Raw genomic sequence first — 24046 nt, forward strand, 5'->3', positions numbered from 1 at the left:
CAGCCTGGTTGGCAATCAGGCGACGAGTGCAATGGCAAAAGGGAGCTTGACTGCGAGACCTACAAGTCGAGCAGGAGCGAAAGCTGGGCATAGTGATCCGGCGGTAGCGTGTGGAAGCGCCGTCGCTCAACGGATAAAAGGTACCCCGGGGATAACAGGCTTATCTTCCCCAAGAGTCCATATCGACGGGAAGGTTTGGCACCTCGATGTCGGCTCATCGCATCCTGGGGCGGTAGCACGTCCCAAGGGTTGGGCTGTTCGCCCATTAAAGCGGTACGCGAGCTGGGTTTAGAACGTCGTGAGACAGTTCGGTCCCTATCCTCTGCAGCCGAAGGTGGATTGAGAAAAGCTGTCCCTAGTACGAGAGGACCGGGACGGACGCAGCTCTCGTGTGCCAGTTGTCCTGCCAAGGGCATGGCTGGTTAGCGACCTGCGGAAGGGATAACCGCTGAAAGCATCTAAGCGGGAAGCCCTTTTCAAGATGAGTCCACCCACAGGGTTAACCTGGTAAGGCCCGTGGTAGACGACCACGTTGATAGGCCGGCTGTGTAAGCACAGCAATGTGTTGAGCTGACCGGTACTAATCGGCCGAGGGCTTGAGTTTTCGTCTTACCCAGACGTTCGTGCTCGCTATGAAGTACTCGAGAAGCGCCGTGTCGGCGCATCGTGACAATTGATCTTTCGGTGGCCATAGCGGAGGGGTCACACCCGTTCCCATTCCGAACACGGAAGTTAAGCCCTCCAGCGCCGATGGTACTTGGGACGAGTGTCCCCGGGAGAGTAGGACGCCGCCGGATTTCTTACTTGGGGGGAGCCCGCGGGCTCCCCCCGATTTCGTTTTGGGCCCTGGTCACGCCCCACCGGGCCTAGGTTGGGTCCCCCCGCCTCTCTTCGATTGCATCATCATGCCTGACGACCGCCGATCCAGCCCCAAGTCCCGCCCCTCGGGCAAGCCCGGTCGCGGCGGATCCGGTTCAGAGCGCCAGTCTGGGGGCTCCGGCAAGCCTCGCTCGGATGGCGAGTCGCGCGGCAAGGGCTCCAGCGGTGGCCCCCGCAAGCCTGGATCCGGTGGCGGTTCTCGTCGCCCCGGCTCCGGTAAGGGCCAGGGTCGTAGCGGAGGCTCTTCCGGCCGTGGCAGCCGCACCGGCGGAGGCAGGGATCGGGACACCCGGGGGCGTGACACACGCGGTCGCGACGACCGTGGACGCGACAACCGGGGGCCTGGCGGCGCCGATCGAGGCCGCGGCGGCCGCGATCAGTACCGGGATGGCCGTGACGACGGGGGCAGGCGGGAGTCGAAGCCGCCCAAGCCCGAGCCCCAGCCACCGGAACCACAAGAAGAGTGGATCGACGAGGGGCCGGTATCCGAGACGAGGCGACCCGGCTCCGATCGCGGCAAGGGCGGTGCCGGCAAGAAACGTCGACAGCGCGGGCCCGCGGTGCAGGTCCCGTCCATGGCTGAGTTCGTGGGCCGCCAGCGCGCCGAGCGCCTCGAGAAGAGGTTCGAAGAGGCCGCCCGTGCGTTTTCACTGGACCGGTTCCCGGAGGCCCGAGCCACCTTGCGGCCCATCGTCGAGGAGGTGCCGGCGGTTCCGGAAGTGCAGGAGCTGTACGGCTTGAGCCTGTACCGCCTGGGCCGTTGGAAGGATGCAGCCAAGCACCTCGAGGAGTTCGTGTCGCTCACCAACGGCTCGGTGGAGCAGCACCCGGTGCTGGCAGACTGCCAGCGGGCCCTCGGCCGGCACAAGAGGGTGGATGAGCTTTGGACAGAACTGCGCGAGGTCTCGCCGTCGGCGGACCTGGTCACCGAGGGGCGGATCGTGACCGCAGGGTCCCTGGCCGACCGTGGCGAGTTGTCCAAGGCGATTGCGTTGCTCGCCAAGGGATTCAAGTTCCCCAAGAAGCCCGCCGAGTTCCACCTGCGGCGCGCATATGCGCTCGCGGACCTCTACGAGCGCAGCGGCGACCTGCCTCAGGCCCGCCAGCTGTTTGGTCGGTTGGCGCGGGCGCAGCCGGACTTCGTGGACGTGGCTGAGCGGCTCGACTCCCTGGGCTGAGTGGTCACGCGCCTTGTTGGCGCTGGATCACGCTGTGCGTGATCCAGCTCGAACAAGAGGGGCCAACGAAACGAACGGGGCTGGCCCGGGCATGTCAGGTGGCGGAGGCCTCTGCGATGCTGCCGATCGAGGAGTCCAGCATGGCGTTGAACTCGTCGTCGCTCTGCTGGGCCGACAGTCCCTCGGTCAGTGCCCGCGAGAAGCTGGCGATCATGCCGTGTTGGCGCGAAAGTCGGGCATTGGCCTCCTCGCGGCTGTAGCCCCCGGACAGGGCAACCACCCGGACGACACGGTCGTGCTCGATGAGCGGGCGGTAGAAGTCGTCGGTCTCGGGCAGCGTGAGCTTCAGCATCACGAGCTGCTCGGAGCCGAGGGCGTCCAGCTGGGCGAGGATGGCGGCCCGCATCAGTTCCTCGGCCTCCGCCTTGGAGGGACTGTTGATGTCGATCTCGGGCTCGATGATCGGCACGAGGCCGGCATCGACGATCTGGCGACCGATCTCGAACTGCTGGTCCACCACTGCGTTGACCCCGGTCTCGTCGGCGACCTTGATCACCGAACGCATCTTGGTGCCGAAGATGCCCTTCGCCTTGGCCCGCTCCAGCAGCTCGTCGAGGCCCGGGATGGGCTTCATGACTTGGGCGCCGTCGGCTTCGTCGGCAAGGCCCTTGTCGACCTTGAGTACCGGAACGACGTTCTTGACGTCCCACAGGTATGCGGCGGTGTCCTTGCCGGCCACCTGCCGGTCCATGGTCATCTCGAAGAGGATGGCGGCCACGATCCGGTCGCCGCCGAACGCGGGACTCGTCATGATCCGGCTGCGCATCTGGTGGATGAGGTCGAACATCTCGTCCTCGCCCGAGTATGCGTCCTCCTCGATGCCGTAGAGGCGCAGGGCCTTGGGCGTGCTGCCGCCGGACTGGTCGAGTGCCGCCACGAAGCCGTGCGCTTCGCGGACCTTGGTGAGCTGCTCGTTGTTCATTTCGGGCGCCTCCCGCTTCCGATTGGGCCCGTTCGGGCTGGGCAGCGTCATGTTTGCACAGCGCATGGATCGGCAGCCAGCTCGCGGTGGTGTGCGAGGGTGGGCCCATGACCGACTGGGTGGTCGACCTCGACGGAGTGATGTGGCGCGGCAAGGTTCCCATAGAGGGGTCCGCGGAGGCGATCGGCGAGCTGCTGGCACGGGGCGACCGGGTGCTGTTCTGCACCAACAACTCCGCCGAGTCCGGCGAAGCGCGTGCTGCGCGCCTGTCCGAGCAGGGGATCCCCGATGGCTGCAAGGTCGTGACCTCCGCTGATGCGGTGTGTGCGCTGGTGGAGCCCGGCGAGTCGGTACTCGTGATCGGGGGCCCCGGCCTCCTTGACGCGCTGGCCGAGCATGGCGCCCGCCCCACAGCTGCCGCCGAGGCCGATCCGGCTCCGATCGTGGCCGCGGCGACCGCCCGCGCGTCCGATCCCGCCGCCTCGGGCCGGCCCTATGACGCAGTGGTGGTGGGTCTCACCCGCGATTTCGGCTACCGCCAGATCGACGCCGCTCAGGCGGCCGTGCGTGCCGGAGCGCGGCTGCTCGCGACCAACGACGACGCCACCTTCCCGGGCGCGGACGGGATCCACCCGGGCTGCGGATCGCTCCTGGCGGCCGTCGAGACGGGCGCAGGGGTGCGAGCAGAGGTTGCGGGCAAGCCGCTGGGGCCGATGTGTGACCTGATAATCGACATGCTCGGCCTCGGCGAGCGGGGTGGCGCCTCAGACGGCCGAGGCGGCGTGATCGTGGTGGGCGACCGCCCCGGCACCGACGGCAGGCTGGCGGAGAACCTGGGTGTGCGGTTCGCGCTCGTGCTCTCGGGGGTCACCTCGCAGGCAGACCTGCCAGTGGAGGTGCCCACAGCGCTCGTTGGCGACGACCTGGCCGCGATCGTGACGGGGCACACCGAGGACCGCTGAGTGGCAACCCGTCGTCGCCTCGATGCAGAACTGGTCCGTCGGGGCCTGGTCGACAGCCGGGCGGCGGCGCGGACGCTGGTGCAGGAGGGGCGCGTGCTCGTGGGCGGTTCGGTGGCTACGAAGCCCGCCCGAATGGTCGACGGAGCCGAGTCGGTGCACATCACCGGCGACCCGCCGCGCTTCGTGGGCCGTGGCGGCGAGAAGCTGGCGGGTGCCCTGGATCGCTTCGGCGTCGACCCGACCGGGCTGCGTGTGCTTGATGCCGGGGCGTCCACCGGTGGCTTCACCGACTGCCTGCTGCAGGCCGGGGCGGCCGAGGTGGTGGCGCTCGACGTGGGCCGCGGCCAACTGCATGAGCGGCTGCGCTCCGATGAGCGGGTGGTCGTGCTCGAGAGGACCAACCTTCGCCATGTGGAACGGGGACAACTGGGGCGAATCGACGCCGCGGTAGGTGACCTGTCGTTCATATCGCTGACGGTGGTGTTGCCGGTTCTGGTGGAACAGGTCGAACCGGGTGGATGGATGGTGCTGCTCGTGAAACCCCAGTTCGAGGCCGGCCGACAGGCAGCGGCTCGGGGCGGCGGTGTGATCAGCGACCCGGAAGTCTGGCGCGAGGCCCTTTCCGGGGTGGTCTCGACCGCGGAGGGGCTCGGAGCCGCCATGATGGATGCCATGGTCTCCCCGCTGCGAGGTGCCGAGGGCAACGTCGAGTTCTGCATCCACCTTGTGAACTCCCGCGCAGCCGGCGGACCCCCTTATGTGGACCGTGCCCATGGCGACCGTGCCCATGGCGACCGTGCTGATGCGGACCCGGGGGAGTCGGCCGCGTTGATCGACGCGGCGGTGGCTGCCGCGGTGGAGGCCGCGAAGTGAGCGCCTTCGGGTTCGTGCTGCACGACGGGCTGTCGGCCGACGATGTGATCGGCGCGGTCGACTGGCTGGAGAGCCGAGGCCACGAGGTGCGTCTGCCGGTCGACGACGCGAAGCGGCTCGGCCGCGAGGACCTCGGCGTCGCAGAGGACGAGTTCTCGGTGGGGCTCGACCTTGTCGTGAGCATGGGCGGCGACGGCACGATGCTGCGGGCGGCCGACCTCGCTGTTCGTGAGCATGTGCCGGTGCTGGGCGCCAACCTGGGCACCCTCGGCTACCTCACCGAGGTCGACAGCGATGGCGTGGCGATGGCCCTGAAGCGATTCCTGTCGGGTGCATACCGGGTGGAGGAGAGGATGCGCCTGGGCATCAGTGTGCAGCGCCTCGATGGGTCCACCGAGACCACGAGTGCGCTCAACGAGGCTGTGGTCGAGAAGTCCGAGCCCGGACGCACGGTGCGCCTGGAGGTCGAGCTCGATGGCCGCGGCTTCACCACATGGGTGGCCGACGGCCTGATTGCGGCCACGCCGACCGGGTCGACCGCCTACTCGTTCTCCGTTGGCGGGCCGATCGTGGATCCCGAGCACAACGGGATGATCCTCGCCCCCGTGGCCCCGCACATGCTGTTCGACCGCTCCATGGTGCTGCGCCCGGACTGTGAGGTCCGCGTCACGGTTCGTGGCACCCGCGATGGCGGACTGTCGGTGGACGGCCGCCCGTTCACGCCACTGGAGCCGGGGGAGTCGATCACCTGCACCGCTGCTGACCGGCCCTCGTTGTTCGTGACCTTCGGCGGCCACGACTTCCATTCGGTGTTGCGCGAGAAGCTGGGCTTGTGGGACCGCTAGTCGCGGCCTGACAGGGGCGCTCGCCTACGCTCTGTGCCAGATGTTGGTCGAGCTGGCGGTCCGGGACCTCGGCGTGATTGCCGATGCGCGCATCCCCTTTTCAGGGTCGATGACGGCACTCACCGGCGAGACGGGCGCAGGCAAGACGCTGCTGGTGGAGGCACTCAGGCTGCTGGCCGGCGAGAAGGCCGATCCGTCGCGGGTACGAGCCGGCGCGGACGAAGCCGTCGTGGAAGGTCTCTTCGCCGTCGGCGAGACCGAGTGGGTGCTGCGTCGGATCGTGCCGGCGGGTGGACGGTCGCGGTGCTACCTGAACGGGGAACTCGTGCCGGCAGCCAAGCTCTCCGAGGTGTCCGGCGAACTGCTCGAGATCCACGGCCAGCATGCCCAGCAGCAGCTTCTCGACCCGCGGCGCCAACGCGACGCACTCGACCATTTCGCAGCCATAGACACCTCGCCGGTGTCCGAGGCCCGCGCCGAGCTCGCAGACCTGCGGAGCCAACTCGAGTCACTGGGTGGCGACGACCGGTCCCGCGAGCGCCAACTCGACCTGCTTCGATACGAGATCGCCGAGATCGAGGGCGTGTCGCCGCGAGTGGGCGAGGACGAAGCGCTCGATGCCGAGGAGGAACTGCTCGCCGGAGCGCTCGAGTGGCGCGATTCGGCCGCCGGCGTGGCGGACCTGCTCTCGGGCGACGGCGCGGCCCAGGACCTGATCGCCAGGGCCCGTGCCCGCCTCGGTGACGGCGGGCCCTTCGCAGAGCAGGCCGGTCGCCTCGATGGGCTGCTGGCCGAGTTGGGCGACGTCGCGGCGGAGGTCCGCGACAGGGGCGAGTCGATCGAGCCAGACGAGCAGCGCCTCGCCGAGGTGCGCCAGCGTCGGCAGTCTCTCGTGGAGTTGCGCCGCAAGTACGGCGACACCGTCGACGAGGTGCTCGCGTACCTGGATCGCGCAAACTCCGAGTTGGCCGTGCTCGAGGGGCTGGATGAGCGCCGCGCCCAACTCGGCGAGTTGATCTCCGCCGCCGGCGAGAGGCTGGCGAAGGCGTCCGATGCCCTTGGCAGCGCTCGCCGCGAGGCCGCCCCCGATCTGGCCGCGGCAGTGAGTGCACTGCTCGGTGACCTCGCACTTGGCGGCGCCGTCGTCGAGGTTTGCGTGACTGACACCGATGCACTCCCCGGTGCCGGCGAGGCGGTCGAGTTCCGCCTGGGGGCCAATGCCGGCGCGACCCCCGCACCGCTGACCAAGGCCGCATCGGGCGGAGAGCTGTCGAGGGTGATGCTCGCCCTCCGCCTCGTGCTGAGCGGCGGACCGCCCACGATGGTGTTCGACGAGGTCGACGCCGGGGTCGGAGGTTCGGCCGCCAACGCCGTGGGCTCAGCGCTCGCCAGCCTGGGGGAATCACGCCAGGTGCTGGTGGTCACCCACCTCGCGCAGGTCGCTGCCGCATCGGGATCACAGGTTGCGGTGGACAAGCGCACCGACGGGTCGACCACCGTGACCGACGTCCGCCCGGTGGCCGACGACGAGCGGATCGTGGAGATCTCGCGGATGCTGTCCGGCTCGCCCGACTCGGACACGGCACGCCGACACGCCGAAGAGCTCCTGGCCGGAGCGACGCGGTGATGGCGCGTGGGCGGCGCTCCGCCGCTGCCGATGACTCCTCGCTGAGCGGCCCTGCGAAGGTCGATTACCGCACCAAGCGGCTGGTCACGCGCCTCAGGCCCGGCGACATCGCGGTGATCGATCACGAGGACCTCGACCGGGTCGCGGCCGAGAGCCTCGTGGAGGCCCGGCCGGCCGCGGTGCTCAACGTCGCACGGTCGAGTTCGGGCCGCTACGCCAACGAAGGTCCGATGTTGCTGCTGCGCGCCGGAATCGTGTTGGTCGACGACCTCGGATCCGCACTGATGGAAGACGTCTCCGAGGGCGACACTGTCACGATCGAAGGGCACAAGGTGCTCGACGGCGAGCTGCTGGTGGCCGCGGGCATCCGCCAGGACGAGGAAAGCATCCAGTCGGTGCACGACCACAGCCGGTCCCGTCTCGGGGCAGAGCTGAGCCGGTTCGCGCAGAACACCGTTGACTACGTGGAGGACAACCAGGACCTTCTTGCCGACGACCTCGCCGTTCCGCAGTTGGGGGATTGGACCGGCCGCCAGGTGCTGATCGTTGTACGCGGCCATTCCTACAAGGAAGACCTGGCCCACCTGCGCGGCTCGGGGTACCTGCGCGAGATGTCCCCACTTGTGGTCGCAGTCGACGGCGGCGCGGACGCGCTGCTCGAGAACGGCGTCACTCCCGATGTGATCATTGGCGACATGGACTCGGTGTCCGAAGCCGGGCTGAGCTGCGGCGCCGAACTCGTCGTGCACGCCTACCGCGACGGGCGGGCACCCGGTTCCGACCGCCTGGACGAGCTCGGACTCGAGCACCACACGTTCCAGGCTTCCGGCACCAGCGAGGACATCGCGATGCTGATGGCCTGGGACCTTGGCGCCGAGCTGATCGTGGCCGTCGGCACGCACTCGTCGATGGTCGACTTCCTCGACAAGGGGCGTGCCGGCATGGCCTCCACGGTGCTCACCCGCATGAAGGTCGGCCCGATCCTTGTCGATGCCAAAGGAGTGAGCCGCCTGTACGGCGGTCGGGTCCGCAAGCGTGACCTGGTGCTGCTCGTACTCGCCGCTGTGTTCGCCATGGCGGTCGTGATCGTGATCAGCGAGCCGATCCGGCTGCTGATACGCACCAACTGGGTGTTGCTGACCGGCGCGGCGCCGCCCATCGCCGGGCTCCTCGCGGGCGGGGGTGCCTGATGATCAACATCCGTTTCCACGTGGTGAGCCTCGTGGCCGTGTTCCTGGCGCTCGGTGTCGGTGTGGCCATGGGCGCGTCCTTCATCGACCGGGCGACGGTCGACTCGATGCGCGGCCGCGTCGATGACCTCGAGACCGGCTTTCGCGAGCGTGGCGGCCGGCTCGATGAGTACAGGGACTTCCTGAAGGCGAACGACGAGGCGGCACAGGCTCTCACCGAGCAGGGGAGCAGGGCATCGGCAGCCACGTTGACGGACAACGGCGTGGTGCTCGTTGTTCCCGCATCGGGCCTGCCTGATGGCTCGGTCGATGACCTCACCGCCGTGCTCGAGAATGCCGGCGCCTCGGTGCTCGGCCGAGTGGTGATCCAACCGGCCATCGCTGAGACCCCGAGCGGGGGCGGCGCCGGGGTGCAAGCGGACTCGCCTGCTCAGCGCGCCAATGAACTCGCAGCGGCGCTGGCCGTGCTGTCAGCCGAGCCACCCGATGTCGAGGCGCCCCCGGCGCCGGTGGACCCAGCGGCACCACCGGTGGATCCGGTGCTTGTCAATGAGGCCGCCGCGCGCGACACAATCGAGGGGTTCTCCGAGGCCGGCCTGATCGGGCTCGACGCCGCGGGACAGCCCGCCGAGGTGGCGTTTCCCGAGACGACAGGAGTGCGATACCTCGTGGTCGTGGCGGCCGCGGCGGAGCCATCGGCCACCGACTGGATGATTCCCTTCGTCGAGGACTACGGGTCGGAGTCGGGCACCACGATGCTGGTGGCAGGCGTGGAGGAGGCCCGCGAACCCGGCGACACTCCGGCTTCGCCCGAGCAGGGAGAGGAGCTGCCGGCCGTGCTCGAACCGATCCGCAGCGGTGCGGCATCCAACGAGGTGAGTTCGGTGCAGTTCGCCACCGAACCGTTGGCCCGTCTCTCGGTCGTCTACGGAATGCAGGCCCTGGTGGAGGGCATCGTCGGCCACTACGGCCTCGGCGAGGGAGTCAGCGTCCCCTACCCGCCGACGGCCCAGGAGTGAGCGCCAACCAGCTGGAGGTGCGCAACCGCGCGGCGGTGCGCATGAGCGGCCTCACGCTGCTCAGCCGGATCACAGGCTTCGCCCGTGTGGTGGTCGTGGCCGCCGTGCTCGGCACGTCGTACCTCGGCAACGTCTACCAGTCGTCCAATGCCATTCCGAACATCCTGTTCGAGCTGTTCGCCGCCGGGGCCCTGCAGTCGGTGCTGGTGCCGATCATGGTCGACGCCATCGACCGGCACCGCCAGGAGGACGCCGAGCACACCGCGGGTGTGGTGCTCGGCGCGATGGTGTCGCTGCTGGCCGCGATCGTCGCGGCAGGAATGGTCGCCGCTCCGTGGATCATGTCGATTCTCGTGTCAGGCGTGCAGGATCCGGCGATCCGCGAGGCGCAGGTCGAACTCGGCACGTTCATGCTGTGGTTCTTCCTGCCCCAGATCGTCTTCTACGGCCTCAACCTGGTTTCCACGGCCGTACTCAATGCGCGCAACTCGTTCGCCCTGCCGGTGTTCGCCCCGACTGTGAACAACGTCGTGGTCATCGGTGTGTACGTGGTGTTCGGGTTGATGCGGGGCGGCCAGGCACCATCGCTCGAGCTCACATTGGCCGAGAAGTTGGTGCTGGCGCTGGGCACCACGGCCGGCGTGGTGGCGTTCTGCCTCGTACCACTCGCCGGCCTCTGGCGTTCGGGGTTCCACCTGCGGCCGCGCCTCGAAGTCCGCCACCCCGTGTTGGGCAGGCTGGCCCGCGAGGGGAGCTGGGCCGCCGGGTTCCTCGCTCTGACCCAGGTGCTGCTCGTGGTCGTGCTGGTGCTGTCGAACCGGGCGGAGGGCGGCGTCGTGGTGTACCAGCTCGCCTTCGTCCTGTTCATGCTGCCCAACTCGCTGTTCGCAGTACCCGTTTTCACCACTGTGTTTCCCACCCTCACCCGCGACGAGCGCGCCGGTGACTACGAGTCGTTCGCGACCGAGGTGGGGCGTGCGACCCGGTCGATCACGTTCCTCACGATTGCTTCGGCCGCGGCGCTGGTGGCGCTGTCGCTGCCCCTGGCGGAACTGGTGGCGCGTGGCAACGCAAGCGCGCAGGTGGACGAGATCGCCGGGGCCATCGCGGCGTTCGCGATCGGCTTGCCCGCCTATTCGATGCTGTTGTTCCTCACTCGGGTCAGCTACGCATACCGGGACACTCCGTCGCCCACGTTGGTGAACCTCGGTGTCGCTGTCGTGGGCGCCGTGGCCATGTGGAGCTTCGTCGAGATGGCTGACGAGGCTCACACGGTGACGGCCATCGGCGTCGGGTTCTCGGTGGCACAGGTGCTCGGTGCACTGACCCTTGCGGCCGTGGTGCGTACGCGCATGCACCGCCACGAGGTGCGCGTCACAGCGGTGCTGCTTCCCCTGCTGCGCTCGATGGTGGCGTCGGCGGTCGGCGCGGTTGTCGGATGGTTGGTCGCGGACGCCCTGCTCGACGCAGCCGGCGGATCGCCGGTCGGGGTTGTGATGGCGGCGACAGCAGTCGCCGTGGGTGCCGTGGTGCTGGCGCTGGTGACGCTCGCGGTCCAGTGGCTGCTCGGCGGGCCGGGACCGGCCGCGGCGGTGCGCTCGCTAGGGGCGGCCGAGGGACGAGTTGCCAGCCTGGGGGCCCGGTCGTGACGGGAGCACTCCACTCCGCCCTCCAGCTGCTGGGTCCGTCGACGGGCGGCATCCGCGGCCACGTCGCCCAGCTCTCCAGGGGGCTGGCAGACAGGGGTGTCAGTGCCCCTGTTGTGGGTCCGGCCGGTGTCATGGAGGGACTCGGGGGGCAGGCCGGGGTGGTCGCTGTGCCGGAATCCCTCGATCCACGGGGGCTGGTGGCCGCGCGGCGCCAGCTGCGCCAGTGGCGGGGCGGCACACAGCTCGTGCATGCGCACGGCCTGAAGGCTGCCTGGACGGCGCTTGCGGGGCGGCCGTCGCGGCCACTGGTGGTGACCGTGCACAACATCGTGCTCGACGAGTCCGCCGGCAGGTCCGCCGCGGTGCAGCGGTCCCTCGAGCGCCAGGTGCTCGCCCGGGCCGACCGTGTGATTGCGCTCACCTCGCAGATGGCCGAGCAGCTCTCGCAGTTCGTGCCTGCCAAGCGGATCCGCGTGGCCTTGCCGGCCTCGCCGCCACCGGTCGTCCGCCAGGACCGCTCGGCCGTGCGGGCCGGGCTCGGTATCGACGATGCCACTGCGCTCGTGGTGTGCGTGGCCCGGCTGCACCCCCAGAAGGACCTGCCGACCTTGCTTCGGGCATGGCAGTCGGTGCACCGCACCCACCCCGAGGCCGTGCTGCTGGTGGTGGGCGATGGTCCCTTGCGCTCCGAGCTGGACGCCCTGCACGACTCGCTCGGCCTGGGCGACTCCGCCCGGCTCGTGGGGGCACGGCCCCACGCCGTGGACGAGATCGCGGCGGCCGATGTGGCCGTGATGACGTCGATTTGGGAAGGGGCGGCGCTCGTGCTGGCCGAGACGACACAACTCGGCGTCCCGATGGTCTCCACCCCCACCGGCCTGGCGCCCGAGGTGCTCGACGGCACCGTCGGCGGCACGATCGTGCCCTTCGGAGACGATGCCGCGGTCGCCGAGGCCCTCTGCCGTATGTTGGACGATCCGGAGGCCTCAGCCGCCATGGGTGCGCTCGGCCGAGACCGGGCCCGGCAGGTCTTCGAACCCGCCCGCGCCGTCGAGGAGATCATGGCCACCTATCTGGAGCTCGTCGAGTGACATCGAACCTCCGGATCTCCGCACCGCGCCCAGTCCTGTTGCTGCTGGTCGCGTTGTCGGTGGCCATGACCGTTGTGCCGGCGCAGTCATCGGCCGCGCAGTCGGGTGGCGAGCAGGACGGCAAGGTCTTCATCTTCAGCTTCCCGCGGCTCACCTGGGAGCGGCTGGACGAGGTCGACACCCCGGTGATCGACGAGTTGCTCGGCTCGGCTGCACTTGCTTCCATGAGCACCCGCACCGTGGGGGCGCGGACGACCCCGGCCAAGGCCTACCTCACGATCGGCGCGGGCAACCGAACCACTGCACCCAGCTCGGGAGACGTCGGAGGGGTTCTCAACCCGGCCGAGTCCACCGAGACCGGGTCGGCCGCAGAGGTGTTCGAACGACGCCTCGGCGTCGCAGCCACCGGGCAGCTGTTGGGCATCGACTTCGCCAGTGTGATCGACCGCAACGATGAGCTGCTGTACGGCAGCACACCCGGGTCGATGGGCGCAGCGCTGCGTGAGGCTGGAATCGCGGTCGCAGGAGTCGCCAACGCTGATGAGGGTTTCGGGGCGGAGCCGCGGCGCGACGGTGCACTGGCCGTGCTTGATGACGATGGCCAGGCCCCCCTGGGTGAAGTGGCGCAGACCTTGCTCGTGGCGGACCCGGCCGCACCGGGCGGCATCCGCATGGACCCGTTGGTGACCCTGGCGGCATCAGGCGCCGCGCTCGATGCGGGAGCCGGACTGCTGCTCGTGGAGATGTCAGACCTGGAGCGGGCCGAACAGGCTCGTGCTGTGTCCACCTCGCAGGCGGCCGACGATGCCTACGACCTGGCGTTGGAGCGTGCCGACCAGCTGCTCGGCGGACTCCTGGCGCAAGTCGACCCCGACCCCGACTCCGACATGGTGATGCTCGTGGCACCCACAGCGCCGCTGTCGGGCGAGGAACTCACGGTGTACGCATTGAGCGGCCCCGACACCGAGGCGGGATGGGCGAGGTCTTCGACCACTCGTCGCGACGGCTACGTGTCGCTGGCCGACCTGGCTTCGACCGCGCTCGGGCACCTCGGCGTCGAGACGGGTGACGGCATGAGCGACACGCCGGTGACCACCTCGGCCGACTCCACCGGTCTGGACGACAAGGTCAGCCTCCTGATCCGCTCGAATGACCGGGCGGTGTTCCGCGACGACGTCGTGGGGCCGCTCACCGTGTCGTTCATCGTGCTGCTGGTGGTCATGTTGGTGCTCGTGGCCATCGGCTCGGTGCGCGGACCGTCGTGGTCGCCGTGGTTGCGTTACCTGGCGCTGTTGGTGATGGCGGTGCCGGCGTGCACCTACCTGGGCGGGCTCCTGCCGTACTCGTCGTTCGGGGTGGTCACCTACGGCCTGGCCCTGCTGGCCATGGCTGCAGTCGTCTCCTGGCTGTGCCTCGCAGCATCGCGGGGTGATCACGGCCTCGCCCCCGTGCTGGTGGCAGCGGCCACGATCGCCGTGCTGGCCATCGACATCCTCACGGGTGGCCATCTGCAGCTCGACACGATCTTCGGCTACTCGCCGATCGTGGCCGGTCGGTTCGCCGGGTTCGGCAACCAGGCGTTCAGCCTCATTTCCGTGTCGTCGTTGCTCGTGGCGTGCGGGCTGTGGTCCGCGATGGCCGACCGGGGCCGCGAGCGGGGCCGCCTGCCGCTGGTGCTGGCCCTGTTTGCCGTGGTCGTGGTGCTGGTGGGCGCACCCACCCTCGGCAGCGATGTCGGTGGCGTCCTGGCCTCGGTGCCGGCATTCGCGGTCTGCGTGCTGTTGCTGACGGGCAGGAGGATCCGGTGGGGGACAGCTGCGCTGATAGCGGTGGGGACCGTGGCGGTGCTGGCCCTGTTCGCAGCGATCGACCTGTCGAGGCCGCCCGAGTCGCGGACCCACCTCGGGCGCTTCGCGGAGCGGCTCATCGACGGCGAGGGTCTGCTGATCCTCGAGCGGAAGCTCAACGCCAACCTGTCGGTGCTCACGACCACGGTGTGGACGTGGGTGATCCCCGCCGCGCTGCTGTTCTTCGTGTACCTCACCTGGCGGCCCAACAACGTGCTGCGCCAGATCAACGCGGCGCACCCGACGTTTCGGACCTTCGGCATCTCCGCGATCACGCTCGGGCTCGTGGCGTGGGCGCTCAACGATTCCGGTGTGTCGATGCCTGCGATGATGCTTGCCGTGGCGTTGCCGTACACGGCTGTGCTGGCCATCGGGCTGCGGGGCTCGGATCCGTGACCGCGACGCTGCTGGCACTGGTGGCGGGGGCACTCATCGGCGCCGGTCTGTGGGTGACCTGCGGGGGCCTCTTCACCGCTGAGCCCCTGATGCGCGAAAACTATGCGGGCCGGCCGATCCCGACCGGGGTGGGGGTGCTGGTGCCGTTGAGCGTGGTGGTGCTCGTGGCTGCGGGCCACCTGGCGTTGTTGAGCGCGCGCCGGGGGGCGATCTGGTACGAGCAGGGCCGTACCGCCTTGCTGGCCACGGCGGTCTTCTCGCTGCTCGGCCTGCTCGATGACGTGGCCGGGGTGGGGCAGTCCGGCGGGTTCCGCCAGCATGTCCGCTCCCTGCTGCGCGGAGAGCTGTCCACGGGCGCCGTGAAGCTCGTGGGAGGCGCCGCTGCGGGCATCCTCGTCGCGTCAGCGGCTCCCGCGGCGGATGTCGGAGTGCTGGCCGCGTTGCGAGACGGTGCCACGGTCGCACTCGCGGCCAACCTCGCCAACCTGTTCGACCGTGCACCCGGGCGCAGCACGAAGTTCTCGACCCTGTTCTTCCTCGTTGCCGCTGCGGTGGCACGCCGTCCGGAGCTCGCCGGCCCGGCTGTTGGCATCGGTGCCGGCATCGGCCTGCTGTGGCCCGACCTCCGCGAGCGCATGATGCTGGGCGACGCGGGTGCCAATCCGCTCGGGGCGCTCGTCGGCTTCGCGTGGCTCATCGCGATCCCCGCACCGGGCTGGCGATGGGGACTGCTCGGCGTGCTGGTCCTCGCCAATGCCGCGAGTGAGGCCGTGAGCTACTCGGCCGTGATCGACCGCGTGGCTCCACTGCGCTGGTTCGACCGACTGGGGTCGCTGAGGACCTGAGTCCTGCCAAGGGTTCTCCGCCGTGCGCGGACCGTCCCGGTGCGCGCGCTACCCTCGAACGAACCGACGTCTGGAGTGGTTGTGGCCAAGCACATCTTCGTCACCGGCGGAGTCGCATCAAGCCTCGGCAAGGGGCTCACCGCCTCCTCCCTTGGCCGACTCCTCAAGGCCCGGGGCCTGCAAGTGACGATGCAGAAGCTCGACCCCTACATAAACGTCGACCCCGGCACGATGAACCCGTTCGAGCACGGTGAGGTGTACGTCACCGAAGACGGCGGCGAGACCGACCTCGACCTGGGCCACTACGAGCGGTTCATCGACGAGAACCTCACGCGTGACTCCAATGCCACCACCGGGTCGATCTACTCCGCGGTGCTCGCCAAGGAGCGGCGGGGCGAGTACCTCGGCAAGACGGTGCAGGTGATCCCGCACATCACCAACGAGATCAAGGACCGCATCTCGCGCCTCGCGATCGACGGCACCGACGTGGTGATCACCGAGATCGGTGGCACGGTCGGTGACATCGAGATTCTTCCGTTCCTCGAGGCCATCAGGCAGTTCCGCCTCGATGTGGGTCGCGAGAACGTCTGCTACGTGCACGTCACGCTGATCCCGTTCATAGGGCCGTCGGGCGAGCAGAAGACCAAGCCCACACAGCACTCGGTCACCGAGCTGCGCAGCCGTGGAATCCAGCCCGATGCCATCGTGTGCCGCTCGGAGGAGGAGATCTCCGGCGACCTGAAGCGCAAGATCTCCTCGCTTTGCGACGTGCCGCCCGAAGCGGTCGTCAACGCGGCCGACGCCGACAGCCTCTACGACATCCCGCTGGTCGTGCACGACGAGGGGCTCGACTCGGTGGTCTGCGACATTCTCCGACTGCCGGAGGTGCAGCCGGACCTGACCGAATGGCGTGAGCTGGTCGACAGCGTCAACTCGGCCGACTTCCCGACCCGAATCGGGATCATCGGCAAGTACGTGAGCCTGCCGGATGCCTACCTCTCGGTCGTGGAGTCGCTCAACCATGCGTCGTTCGCGCATGGATGTGACGTGCAGATCGAGTGGATCCAGGCCGAGGACGTGGAGGGGCTGCTCGCCGAAGGCCGTCTGCGTGACCTCGACGGGATCGTGATTCCCGGAGGCTTCGGTGAGCGCGGAGTGGAGGGCAAGGTCGCCGCAGCCACCTACGCCCGCGAGAACGACGTGCCCTGCCTGGGGCTATGTCTGGGCATGCAGGTGATGACGATCGAGTGGGCCCGCAATGGTTTGGGCCTCGACAACGCCAACTCCACCGAGTTCGACCCCCAGACGCCGCATCCGGTCATCGACCTGATGGACTCCCAGCGCGACATCGTCGACAAGGGCGGCACCATGCGCCTGGGCGCGTGCATCGCCCAGCTCGACGACAACTCCGTGGTGGCAAAGGCCTACGGCACCACGGTGGTGTCAGAGCGTCACCGCCACCGCTACGAATTCAACCCGATCTACCGCCGGCGTTTCGAGGGCTCCGGGCTTCGCTGCTCGGGCACGTCACCCGATGGCCGCCTGGTGGAGTTCATCGAGCTCGCGGACCATCCGTTCTGGGTTGCCACCCAGGCCCACCCGGAGTTCAAGAGCCGACCCACGCGCCCCGCGCCGCTGTTCGACGCCTTCATGGCCGCTTCCAAGGGTCGTGCCGAGGGTCGCAACCCGCATCTTCTCGACCTCAAGGCCGGCGACGGGGAGCCAACGGGCGACACTGCCGACCTGCGCGGCTGACGCGTGGGTGAGTTCCGCCCGCTTGGCGAGGAGCAGCTCCACTCGGGCCACGTGATCGACCTGTACCGGTCGCGCTTCGAGACGCCCGATGGATCCGAGATCGTGCGCGACGTGGTGCGCCACCCCGGGGCCGTCTCGGTGGTACCCGTGCTCGACTCCGGTGAGGTGGTACTCGTGCGCCAGTTCCGGGCCCCGCTCAATCGCAGGATGCTCGAGATCCCCGCCGGCAAGCTCGACGTGGAGGGCGAGGACCTCGAGGATGCGGCGCAGCGCGAGCTTGCCGAAGAGGTGGGGCTGGTCGCTGAGAACCTCGAGAAGCTGGCCACGTTCCACAACTCGGTCGGGTTCTCCGACGAGGAGAGCCATGTGTTCGTGGCCACGGGCCTCAAGGAGGTGGGGCGTGACCGCCAGGGTCCGGAGGAGCAGCACATGGACGAGGTGCGCATGCCCCTGGCGGATACACCGGCCGCGATGCAGGCCGGGGAGATCACTGACGCGAAGACCGTGATCGGACTGTTGATGGCACGCGAGCGGCTGTCGGCGCGCTGATGGCCGCGCGGTCGGCCACCCGGGCTCCAACGGTTGCGGAGCTGCCGATCGAGGCGGAGGGGTTCCTGACCCACCTCACGGTGGAACGGGGCCGCTCGGAACGCACCGTCTCGGCCTATCGGGCCGACCTGCGTCGGTTCTGCGGATTCATGGCCGACAGGGGAGTGCCGCCGCTGCAAGCCACCGAGGACGACGTCGTGGCATGGTCAGCGCGACTTCGTTCCTCAGGCCTTGCCGCCTCGTCGGTCACCCGGATGCTGGTGTCGGTCAGAGGCCTGTTTCGCCACGTCGTCGCAGAGGGAATCCTGGTCACTGACCCCACCCAGGATGTGGAGCTGCCGGGCCAGCCGGACGCCCTGCCCAAGGCACTCTCGACAGCCGCCGTGGAGTCCATCCTGGATGCCGCAGCCACGGCTGCCGCCAGCGGCGATCTGATGGGCATTCGTGACTCGGCGCTGCTCGAGTTCCTGTATGGCACGGGCGCGCGGGTGAGCGAGGCCTGCGGGCTTCGTTTCGGTGACCTCGACATGGACGCCGGTCTCGCCCGCTTGCTCGGCAAGCGCGACAAGGAGCGTGTGGTGCCCATCGGCCGACCCGCCGTGCGGGCACTGGCGGTCTGGCTCGACGACGGCCGTCCAGCGGTGATCAACGCCAAGGCCGACCGCGATTCGCTCGATGCGGTGTTCCTCGGGGTCAGGGGTCGCCGGCTGTCCCGCCAGGCCGCGTGGACGGCGATTCGCCAACGAGCGACACAGGCAGGCGTGAAGGGCGACATCAGCCCACACGTGTTGCGGCACTCGTGTGCCACCCACATGCTGGAGGGCGGCGCCGACATCCGAACGGTGGCCGAGATGCTGGGGCACGCTTCGGTCAGCACCACCCAGGTGTACACGCGGGTTGCCACCGACCGACTGTTCGAGGCGTACCGGGCGGCGCACCCGCGGGCCACAGCCGGCAGGCGCAGGTGAAGCTCCAGCCGCTGCACCGCGCAGGTCGGTTCTTCTCGACCGCTTTCGGTGGTGGACCGGATGCGGCCGATCTCGAGTGGGCGGCGGGTTGGCTCACCGAACGCGAGGCTACGCTCTTTGCGCGGATGCGCGCCTCGGACCGTGGCCACTCCGTGGCAGTGGCCCGGGCGGTGGAGCGCCATTTCGCCGCTCTCGGCGAGGATCCACCAGAGTGGATGATGGCTGCGGCGCTGATGCACGACGTGGGCAAGTCGGTGCCCGACCTCGGGGTCTATGGCCGCACGGTGGCCACACTGTCGGGCTGGGTGGGCGGCGCCGACATGTCCGAGCAATGGGCGGACACCACCGGGTTCACGCGCAAGGTCGGCCTCTACATGCAGTACCCACGGCTGGGTGCCGACCTGCTGAGCGTCGCCGGGAGCGACTCGCGGGTCGTGGCGTGGGCGGCTGAGCACCACCTGCTCGAGGAAGACTGGACCGTGCCGGTCGAGCAGGGTCGGATCCTCGCCGCCGCGGACGGCGGCAAGCTCGACTGAGCTTGTCGGTGTGGCTGCAAGCTCGACTGAGCTAGCCGCGGGGGAGCAGGCCGAGGCGCTCCATCACGCGATCCAGTACGGGAACAGCAATCTCGGACGCCTTGGCTGCTCCGAGAGCCATCAGGCGGGCTGTTTCGCCGGGATCGGCGGTGAGTTCGGCGAAGCGTGCCTGAATCGGCTCGAGCATCGCCGTCACGGCATCGGCGGTGTCGCCCTTGAGGGGACCGTACTGGTCGTACTCATCCGCGAGGGCCTCAGGGTCGCGTCCGGTGGTGGCACCGAGGATCCCCAGCAGGTTGGAAACGCCGGGCTTGTCCACAGGGTCCCAGCGCACCTCGTTGTCCGAGTCGGTTACCGCACGCTTGATCTTCTTGGCGGTACGGGCGAGCTCGTCGGTGAGCAGGATCGTGCCGGCGTCGGACTCGGCCGACTTGGACATCTTGTTCGCCGGTTCCTGCAGGTCCATCACGCGGGCCGCCGCAGGCGGGAGCACGGCCTCGGGCAGCACGAAGGTCTCGCCGTACTGGCCGTTGAATCGCTCAGCGACGTCGCGGGTGAGTTCGATGTGCTGGCGCTGGTCCTCACCAACAGGCACCCGGTCGGTGTCGTAGAGCAGGATGTCGGCGGCCTGCAGCGACGGGTACGCGAACAGCCCGGCGGATACGAAGTCCTTCTGCTTCGAGGACTTGTCCTTGAACTGCGTCATGCGGTTGAGCTCACCGAAGCTGGTGCTGCACTGCAGGATCCAGCCGAGCTCCGCGTGCTGGGGCACGTGGCTCTGTGCGAAGAGCACGCAGACCTCGGGGTCGAGCCCGCAGGCGATGAGCACCTGGGCCAGCTCCAGGGTGCGTGAGCCCACCTCGCCGGGCTGCTTGGGCACGGTGAGGGCATGCAGGTCGACAACACAGAACACGCTGTCGTCAACGTGCTGGTCGTTCACCCAGTGGCGCACGGCGCCCAACAGGTTGCCGAGGTGGAGGTCGCCAGTTGGTTGGATGCCTGAAAACACACGGGTCACGGCGCAGAATCGTAACCAGCGCCGGAGCCGGCCGGGCAAATGACATGCGTGTAAGCAGTCGCGGCGCGCGCGAACTACGATGTTTTGGTGCCGTACGACGTGCAGACCCCTGTGTTCGAGGGGCCCTTCGATCTGTTGTTGCACCTGATCCTGCGCGAGCAGGTGGACCTCTACGAGGTGTCGCTCTCCACGATCGTTGACGGCTACCTCGCCCATCTCGCACAGATGGAAGACTTCGACCTCGAGATCGCCACCGAGTTCCTGCTGATTGCCTCCACACTGGTCGAGCTGAAGACCAAGCGGCTGCTCCCCGATGATCCCGACCTGGATCTGGATGACGAGCTGGCGCTGTGGGAAGAGCGCGATCTCCTGCTGTCACGCCTGCTGGAGTGCAAGACCTTCAAGGACGCAGCACAGGTCATTTCGGCGCTTCACAACGTGGCCTCGAGGTCGGTGCCCCGTGTTGTCGGCCCCGACGAGCGCTTCGTGGAGCTCACCCCCGACCTGCTCGAGGGTGTGAAGCCTGAGCAGGTTCGCAAGGCGTTCCTGAGGGCGATGCAGCCCAAGGCGCAGCCCCGGATCGACCTGTTCCACGTGGCACCCATCAAGGTGTCGGTGATGGACGCCGTTGCCGACCTGTGCCGCGAGCTTCCCGCCCGGCGTCGTGCCACCTTCCGTGACCTCACCTCACAGATGGTGGAGCGCATGGAGGTGATCGTGAACTTCCTGGCGATCCTCGAGCTGTTCAAGCAGGGCCTGATAGACCTGCGCCAGCCGGAAACCTTCGGTGACATCGAGGTCGTCTGGTGTGGTCCCGAGGCGATGGGCGCTGCAGAGCTGGAGGCTGTGGATGTCTACGACGGCTGACGATTCCGCTCCCGAGGGCGGCGACCACTCCGCCGTGGAGGGCGGCGACCACACCGAGCTGCGCCGCACTCTTGAAGCTGTGCTGATGGTGGCCGAGGAGCCGACCGAGGCCCGGTTGCTCGGCGAGCTGTGCGAGGTGAAGCCGGCGATCGTGGAGCAGGTGCTCGCCTCCATGGCCGCCACCTATGAGAGCGAGGGCAGGGGCTTTGCACTGGTCAACGTCGCCGGTGGGTGGCGGTTCCAGAGCCACGAGTCTCAGAACGCCTACGTGGAGCGCTTCGTGCTCACGGGCCAGTCGGCCCGGCTTTCGGCAGCCGCGCTGGAGACACTCGCCATCGTGGCCTACAAGCAGCCGATCTCAAGGGCGCAGGTGGCCGCGATCCGCGGCGTCAACGTCGACGGCGTGATCCGCACGCTCACCCAGCGGGGATATATCGCCGAGATCGGCCAGGATCCCGGACCGGGCCAGGCGTCGTTGTTCGGCACAACCTCCATGTTCCTGGAGCGCCTCGGCCTCAACAGCGTCGACGAGTTGCCGTCGCTCGGTGACTTCATCCCCGAAGCCGACGTCGTCGAGCAGCTCGAGCGGGGCCTTCGCATCGAAGACGATGATGCCGAGGTCGCTGCGGCGGAGGTGGCGGTCGCCGATTCCGGTGACTGACCCCGATCCGCAACGACCGCTGCCCGAGGGCGGCGAACGACTCCAGAAGGTCCTCGCCCGCGCCGGGTTCGGCTCGCGCCGCACCTCCGAAGACCTGATCTCGTCGGGTCGCGTGACCGTCAACGACGAGGTCGCCCAGCTGGGCCGACGGGTGGACACCGCCGTCGACGCGGTCCGCGTGGATGGCGTGCAAGTGGCGGTCAACCCGGCGTTGGTGCATTGGCTGCTCAACAAGCCGGCCGGCGTGGTGACGACCGCGTCGGACACCCACGGGCGCCGCACCGTGATCGAACTGGTGCCCGCTGAACCACAGGTGCACCCGGTGGGCCGACTCGACATGGACACAGAGGGCCTCCTGCTGCTCACCAACGACGGGTCGCTCACCCACCGGCTCACCCATCCCCGATACGGGGTGCCCAAGGAGTACCTGGCACAGGTGGAGGGCGATCCCAGCCGGGGTGCGTTGCGCCGCCTGCGAGAGGGCGTGGAGCTCGACGACGGGCGCACGGCGCCGGCGAAGGTGGCTCACCCCGGGCCCTCGATGGTGGAGCTCACGATCCACGAGGGCCGCAACCGCCAGGTGCGCCGCATGTGCGAGGCGGTGGGTCATCCGGTGGTGCGCCTGGTTCGCACGCGCATTGGCCCGCTGCGGGACCCGGCGCTCGATCCGGGGCAGTGGCGGGACCTCAGCACCGAGGAGCTGCGGGAACTGGAGCGCGCCGCGTTCGGGGCCGCTGCAAACGGTGAAGGCGGGCCGGGGCGCGACGGGTAACCTCGCTGCGATGCCCGGATCAATCCTTGCGCTGCGGGGCGCCACAACACTCGACATCGACGATGAGCCACACATGGTGGAGCGCGTCACCGAGCTGCTCACAGAGATGCTCGGGCGCAACGCCGTCGACCACGACGACCTCGTCTCGATCATCTTCACCGCTACCGACGACCTCCACTGCGGGTTTCCTGCGCTGGCAGCGCGGCGCATGGGCCTTGGAGACGTCCCACTGCTGTGCGCTCGGGAGCTGGAGGTCGACGGCAGCACGCCGCGTTGTGTGCGGGTGATGATGCACCTCAACTCCGACAAGAAGCGTTCCGAGATGCGCCACGTGTACCTGGAAGGTGCCCGCGGACTGCGCGACGACCTGCCGGAGTGACCTCATGAGCCCTGCCGCGCCAGCGGAGCCCGCCCAGCGTCGCGCCGCGGTGGTGGGCACCGGCCTGATCGGAGGTTCGGTCGCAGCTGCGCTTCGGTCGCGTGGCTGGCATGTGAGCGGCACTGATGCCGACGAGGCGACACTCGCCCTCGCGGTCGAGATGGGCGTGATCGACGCAGTGGGCGACGACCCCGATGCCGAGCTGACCGTTGTCGCCGTACCCGTGGGTGCCGTGCCCGCTGCGGCTCACACCGCACTCGAGCGCGGCGGGGTCGTCACCGACGTCGGAAGCGTCAAGGCGCCGGTAGTGGCGGCGGTCGACCACCCACGGTTCGTGGGCGGCCACCCGATGGCCGGTTCCGAGGCGCTGGGTGTTGGCGGGGCCCGTCCCGACCTGTTCGAGGGGGCGACATGGGCGTTGACCCCCACTGACAACACGGACCCGGCTGCGCTCACACTGGTGCACCAGACCGTGCGGGCATTGGGTGCCGATGTGGTGACCCTCGCCCCGGCGCAGCACGACCGCCTGGTGGCCACCGTTTCACACGTGCCGCACCTCACCGCCGCCACGTTGATGGGTGTGGCCAACGAGCGATCGGTGGAACACGCAGCATTGCTGCGACTTGCCGCCGGCGGGTTCCGTGACATGACGCGCATTGCAGGTGGTGACCCCGGCATCTGGATCGACATCTGCCGCGACAACCGCGATGCGATCATCGAGGTGATGGACGGCCTGCTCGACTCGCTGGGCATCATGCGGGGAATCGTGGCCGATGGAAGGGCCGAGGAGTTGCGTGAACGCCTCGCCGAGGCCCAGGCCGCCCGCATCAGCCTGCCGGTGGGTGCACCGGCTCCCGACCTGCTGGCCGAGGTTCGCATTCCCGTTCCGGACCGTCCCGGTGAGTTGGCGGCCATAACGGCGCTTGCGACCGACCTGGGTGTCAACGTCTACGACATCGAGGTCGCACACGCAGCCGAGCTTCCCGGCGGCCTGCTGATCCTGGTGGTGGCCGAGGAATCCGCCGCAGGCTTCGTGGAGGCCCTCGAGGCCGGTGGCCGGCACGGCTCGGTGCACCCCCTGGGCGACCTCACGTGAGCACAGCAGCCCCTGGTCCGGGCAGCCTTCCCGATCCGCTCGTGGTCATTCCGCTCGACGAG

At 68.8% G+C, this 24046-nt stretch carries 22 protein-coding genes and 2 rRNA genes; 22 read left to right on the top strand and 2 right to left on the bottom strand.

Translation table 11 applies throughout. From position 1 onward, the window contains the following. The 3 genes from GY812_16980 to GY812_16990 all read left to right on the top strand — a co-directional run. Positions 1-603 (top strand): 23S ribosomal RNA (locus tag GY812_16980); the annotation flags it as partial. 77 nt (positions 604-680) lie between these two features. Next, a 5S ribosomal RNA gene (rrf, locus tag GY812_16985) occupies positions 681-797 on the top strand. Positions 798-1454: 657 nt separating this feature from the next. Beyond that, positions 1455-2057 carry a type I 3-dehydroquinate dehydratase gene (locus tag GY812_16990; protein MCP4437179.1) on the top strand — a complete coding sequence of 201 codons (603 nt, stop codon included), beginning with the start codon at positions 1455-1457 and terminating at the stop codon, positions 2055-2057. A 94-nt stretch (positions 2058-2151) separates the two neighbouring features. On the opposite strand, the gene GY812_16995 is transcribed toward GY812_16990, so the two are convergent. Continuing rightward, positions 2152-3039, bottom strand: a complete 888-nt coding sequence (locus GY812_16995; GenBank protein ID MCP4437180.1) for a fructose bisphosphate aldolase — start codon at positions 3037-3039, stop codon at positions 2152-2154. Between the two features lie 107 nt (positions 3040-3146). On the opposite strand from GY812_16995, the gene GY812_17000 reads away from it, so the two are divergent. The 14 genes from GY812_17000 to GY812_17065 all read left to right on the top strand — a co-directional run bounded on the left by GY812_17000 (position 3147) and on the right by GY812_17065 (position 19191). Then, entirely contained in the window at positions 3147-4001 is an 855-nt protein-coding gene (locus GY812_17000) for an HAD-IIA family hydrolase (protein MCP4437181.1), read from the top strand. Further along, complete coding sequence (locus GY812_17005; protein ID MCP4437182.1) at positions 4002-4874, top strand: TlyA family RNA methyltransferase; 873 nt, start codon at positions 4002-4004, stop codon at positions 4872-4874. Continuing rightward, on the top strand, positions 4871-5719 hold the full coding sequence (locus GY812_17010) for an NAD(+)/NADH kinase (protein ID MCP4437183.1): 849 nt from the start codon (positions 4871-4873) through the stop codon (positions 5717-5719). The genes GY812_17005 and GY812_17010 overlap by 4 nt, the downstream gene beginning before the upstream one ends. 40 nt (positions 5720-5759) lie before the next feature. Further along, entirely contained in the window at positions 5760-7346 is a 1587-nt protein-coding gene (recN, locus tag GY812_17015; protein MCP4437184.1) for a DNA repair protein RecN, read from the top strand. Continuing rightward, on the top strand, positions 7346-8536 hold the full coding sequence (locus GY812_17020; protein MCP4437185.1) for a hypothetical protein: 1191 nt from the start codon (positions 7346-7348) through the stop codon (positions 8534-8536). The genes recN and GY812_17020 overlap by 1 nt, the downstream gene beginning before the upstream one ends. Further along, positions 8536-9555: a copper transporter gene (locus GY812_17025; GenBank protein ID MCP4437186.1), complete on the top strand. Its 1020-nt coding sequence runs from the start codon at positions 8536-8538 to the stop codon at positions 9553-9555. The genes GY812_17020 and GY812_17025 overlap by 1 nt, the downstream gene beginning before the upstream one ends. After that, the gene (gene murJ, locus GY812_17030; protein ID MCP4437187.1) at positions 9552-11204 is read left to right on the top strand and encodes a murein biosynthesis integral membrane protein MurJ; all 1653 of its coding nucleotides are present in this window, start codon (positions 9552-9554) and stop codon (positions 11202-11204) included. Before GY812_17025 ends, murJ begins: the two co-directional genes overlap by 4 nt. Continuing rightward, positions 11201-12295 (top strand): glycosyltransferase family 4 protein, encoded by a 1095-nt coding sequence (locus GY812_17035; GenBank protein MCP4437188.1) that lies wholly within the window; start codon positions 11201-11203, stop codon positions 12293-12295. Before murJ ends, GY812_17035 begins: the two co-directional genes overlap by 4 nt. After that, positions 12292-14538: a hypothetical protein gene (locus GY812_17040; protein ID MCP4437189.1), complete on the top strand. Its 2247-nt coding sequence runs from the start codon at positions 12292-12294 to the stop codon at positions 14536-14538. The genes GY812_17035 and GY812_17040 overlap by 4 nt, the downstream gene beginning before the upstream one ends. Further along, the gene (locus GY812_17045; protein MCP4437190.1) at positions 14535-15383 is read left to right on the top strand and encodes a hypothetical protein; all 849 of its coding nucleotides are present in this window, start codon (positions 14535-14537) and stop codon (positions 15381-15383) included. The genes GY812_17040 and GY812_17045 overlap by 4 nt, the downstream gene beginning before the upstream one ends. Positions 15384-15464: 81 nt before the next feature. Beyond that, positions 15465-17138 (top strand): CTP synthase, encoded by a 1674-nt coding sequence (locus GY812_17050; GenBank protein MCP4437191.1) that lies wholly within the window; start codon positions 15465-15467, stop codon positions 17136-17138. A gap of 3 nt (positions 17139-17141) precedes the next feature. Continuing rightward, positions 17142-17687 carry an NUDIX hydrolase gene (locus tag GY812_17055; protein ID MCP4437192.1) on the top strand — a complete coding sequence of 182 codons (546 nt, stop codon included), beginning with the start codon at positions 17142-17144 and terminating at the stop codon, positions 17685-17687. Continuing rightward, positions 17687-18655 (top strand): tyrosine recombinase, encoded by a 969-nt coding sequence (locus tag GY812_17060; protein MCP4437193.1) that lies wholly within the window; start codon positions 17687-17689, stop codon positions 18653-18655. Before GY812_17055 ends, GY812_17060 begins: the two co-directional genes overlap by 1 nt. Further along, positions 18652-19191: an HD domain-containing protein gene (locus GY812_17065; protein MCP4437194.1), complete on the top strand. Its 540-nt coding sequence runs from the start codon at positions 18652-18654 to the stop codon at positions 19189-19191. Before GY812_17060 ends, GY812_17065 begins: the two co-directional genes overlap by 4 nt. 31 nt (positions 19192-19222) lie before the next feature. On the opposite strand, the gene trpS is transcribed toward GY812_17065, so the two are convergent. Further along, the gene (trpS, locus tag GY812_17070) at positions 19223-20200 is read right to left on the bottom strand and encodes a tryptophan--tRNA ligase (GenBank protein ID MCP4437195.1); all 978 of its coding nucleotides are present in this window, start codon (positions 20198-20200) and stop codon (positions 19223-19225) included. Positions 20201-20296: 96 nt separating this feature from the next. On the opposite strand from trpS, the gene GY812_17075 reads away from it, so the two are divergent. The 5 genes from GY812_17075 to GY812_17095 are packed head-to-tail and all read left to right on the top strand — an operon-like array spanning position 20297 to position 23984. Then, positions 20297-21076, top strand: coding sequence for a segregation/condensation protein A (locus GY812_17075; GenBank protein ID MCP4437196.1), 780 nt, complete (start codon positions 20297-20299; stop codon positions 21074-21076). Continuing rightward, complete coding sequence (gene scpB / locus GY812_17080; GenBank protein MCP4437197.1) at positions 21060-21737, top strand: SMC-Scp complex subunit ScpB; 678 nt, start codon at positions 21060-21062, stop codon at positions 21735-21737. The genes GY812_17075 and scpB overlap by 17 nt, the downstream gene beginning before the upstream one ends. Next, a complete protein-coding gene (locus GY812_17085) occupies positions 21688-22509 on the top strand; it encodes an rRNA pseudouridine synthase (protein ID MCP4437198.1) in 822 nt (273 codons plus the stop codon). Before scpB ends, GY812_17085 begins: the two co-directional genes overlap by 50 nt. Positions 22510-22519: 10 nt before the next feature. Next, a complete protein-coding gene (gene aroH, locus GY812_17090; GenBank protein MCP4437199.1) occupies positions 22520-22888 on the top strand; it encodes a chorismate mutase in 369 nt (122 codons plus the stop codon). A 4-nt stretch (positions 22889-22892) separates the two neighbouring features. Further along, complete coding sequence (locus GY812_17095) at positions 22893-23984, top strand: prephenate dehydrogenase/arogenate dehydrogenase family protein (protein ID MCP4437200.1); 1092 nt, start codon at positions 22893-22895, stop codon at positions 23982-23984. The last annotated feature ends 62 nt before the right edge of the window (positions 23985-24046 follow it).

This window comes from Actinomycetes bacterium (genome assembly GCA_024222295.1).
Classification (GTDB): Bacteria; Actinomycetota; Acidimicrobiia; order Acidimicrobiales; family Microtrichaceae; genus JAAEPF01.

What these genes read in the sequence shown, in the direction of transcription:
- GY812_16990 (MCP4437179.1), top strand. Translation starts at nt 1,455, where the DNA reads ATGGCTGAGTTCGTGGGCCGCCAGCGCGCCGAGCGCCTCGAGAAGAGG.
- GY812_16995 (MCP4437180.1), bottom strand. Translation starts at nt 3,039, where the DNA reads ATGAACAACGAGCAGCTCACCAAGGTCCGCGAAGCGCACGGCTTCGTG.
- GY812_17000 (MCP4437181.1), top strand. Translation starts at nt 3,147, where the DNA reads ATGACCGACTGGGTGGTCGACCTCGACGGAGTGATGTGGCGCGGCAAG.
- recN (MCP4437184.1), top strand. Translation starts at nt 5,760, where the DNA reads ATGTTGGTCGAGCTGGCGGTCCGGGACCTCGGCGTGATTGCCGATGCG.
- GY812_17020 (MCP4437185.1), top strand. Translation starts at nt 7,346, where the DNA reads ATGGCGCGTGGGCGGCGCTCCGCCGCTGCCGATGACTCCTCGCTGAGC.
- GY812_17025 (MCP4437186.1), top strand. Translation starts at nt 8,536, where the DNA reads ATGATCAACATCCGTTTCCACGTGGTGAGCCTCGTGGCCGTGTTCCTG.
- GY812_17060 (MCP4437193.1), top strand. Translation starts at nt 17,687, where the DNA reads ATGGCCGCGCGGTCGGCCACCCGGGCTCCAACGGTTGCGGAGCTGCCG.
- scpB (MCP4437197.1), top strand. Translation starts at nt 21,060, where the DNA reads ATGTCTACGACGGCTGACGATTCCGCTCCCGAGGGCGGCGACCACTCC.
- GY812_17085 (MCP4437198.1), top strand. Translation starts at nt 21,688, where the DNA reads ATGCCGAGGTCGCTGCGGCGGAGGTGGCGGTCGCCGATTCCGGTGACT.
- aroH (MCP4437199.1), top strand. Translation starts at nt 22,520, where the DNA reads ATGCCCGGATCAATCCTTGCGCTGCGGGGCGCCACAACACTCGACATC.
- GY812_17095 (MCP4437200.1), top strand. Translation starts at nt 22,893, where the DNA reads ATGAGCCCTGCCGCGCCAGCGGAGCCCGCCCAGCGTCGCGCCGCGGTG.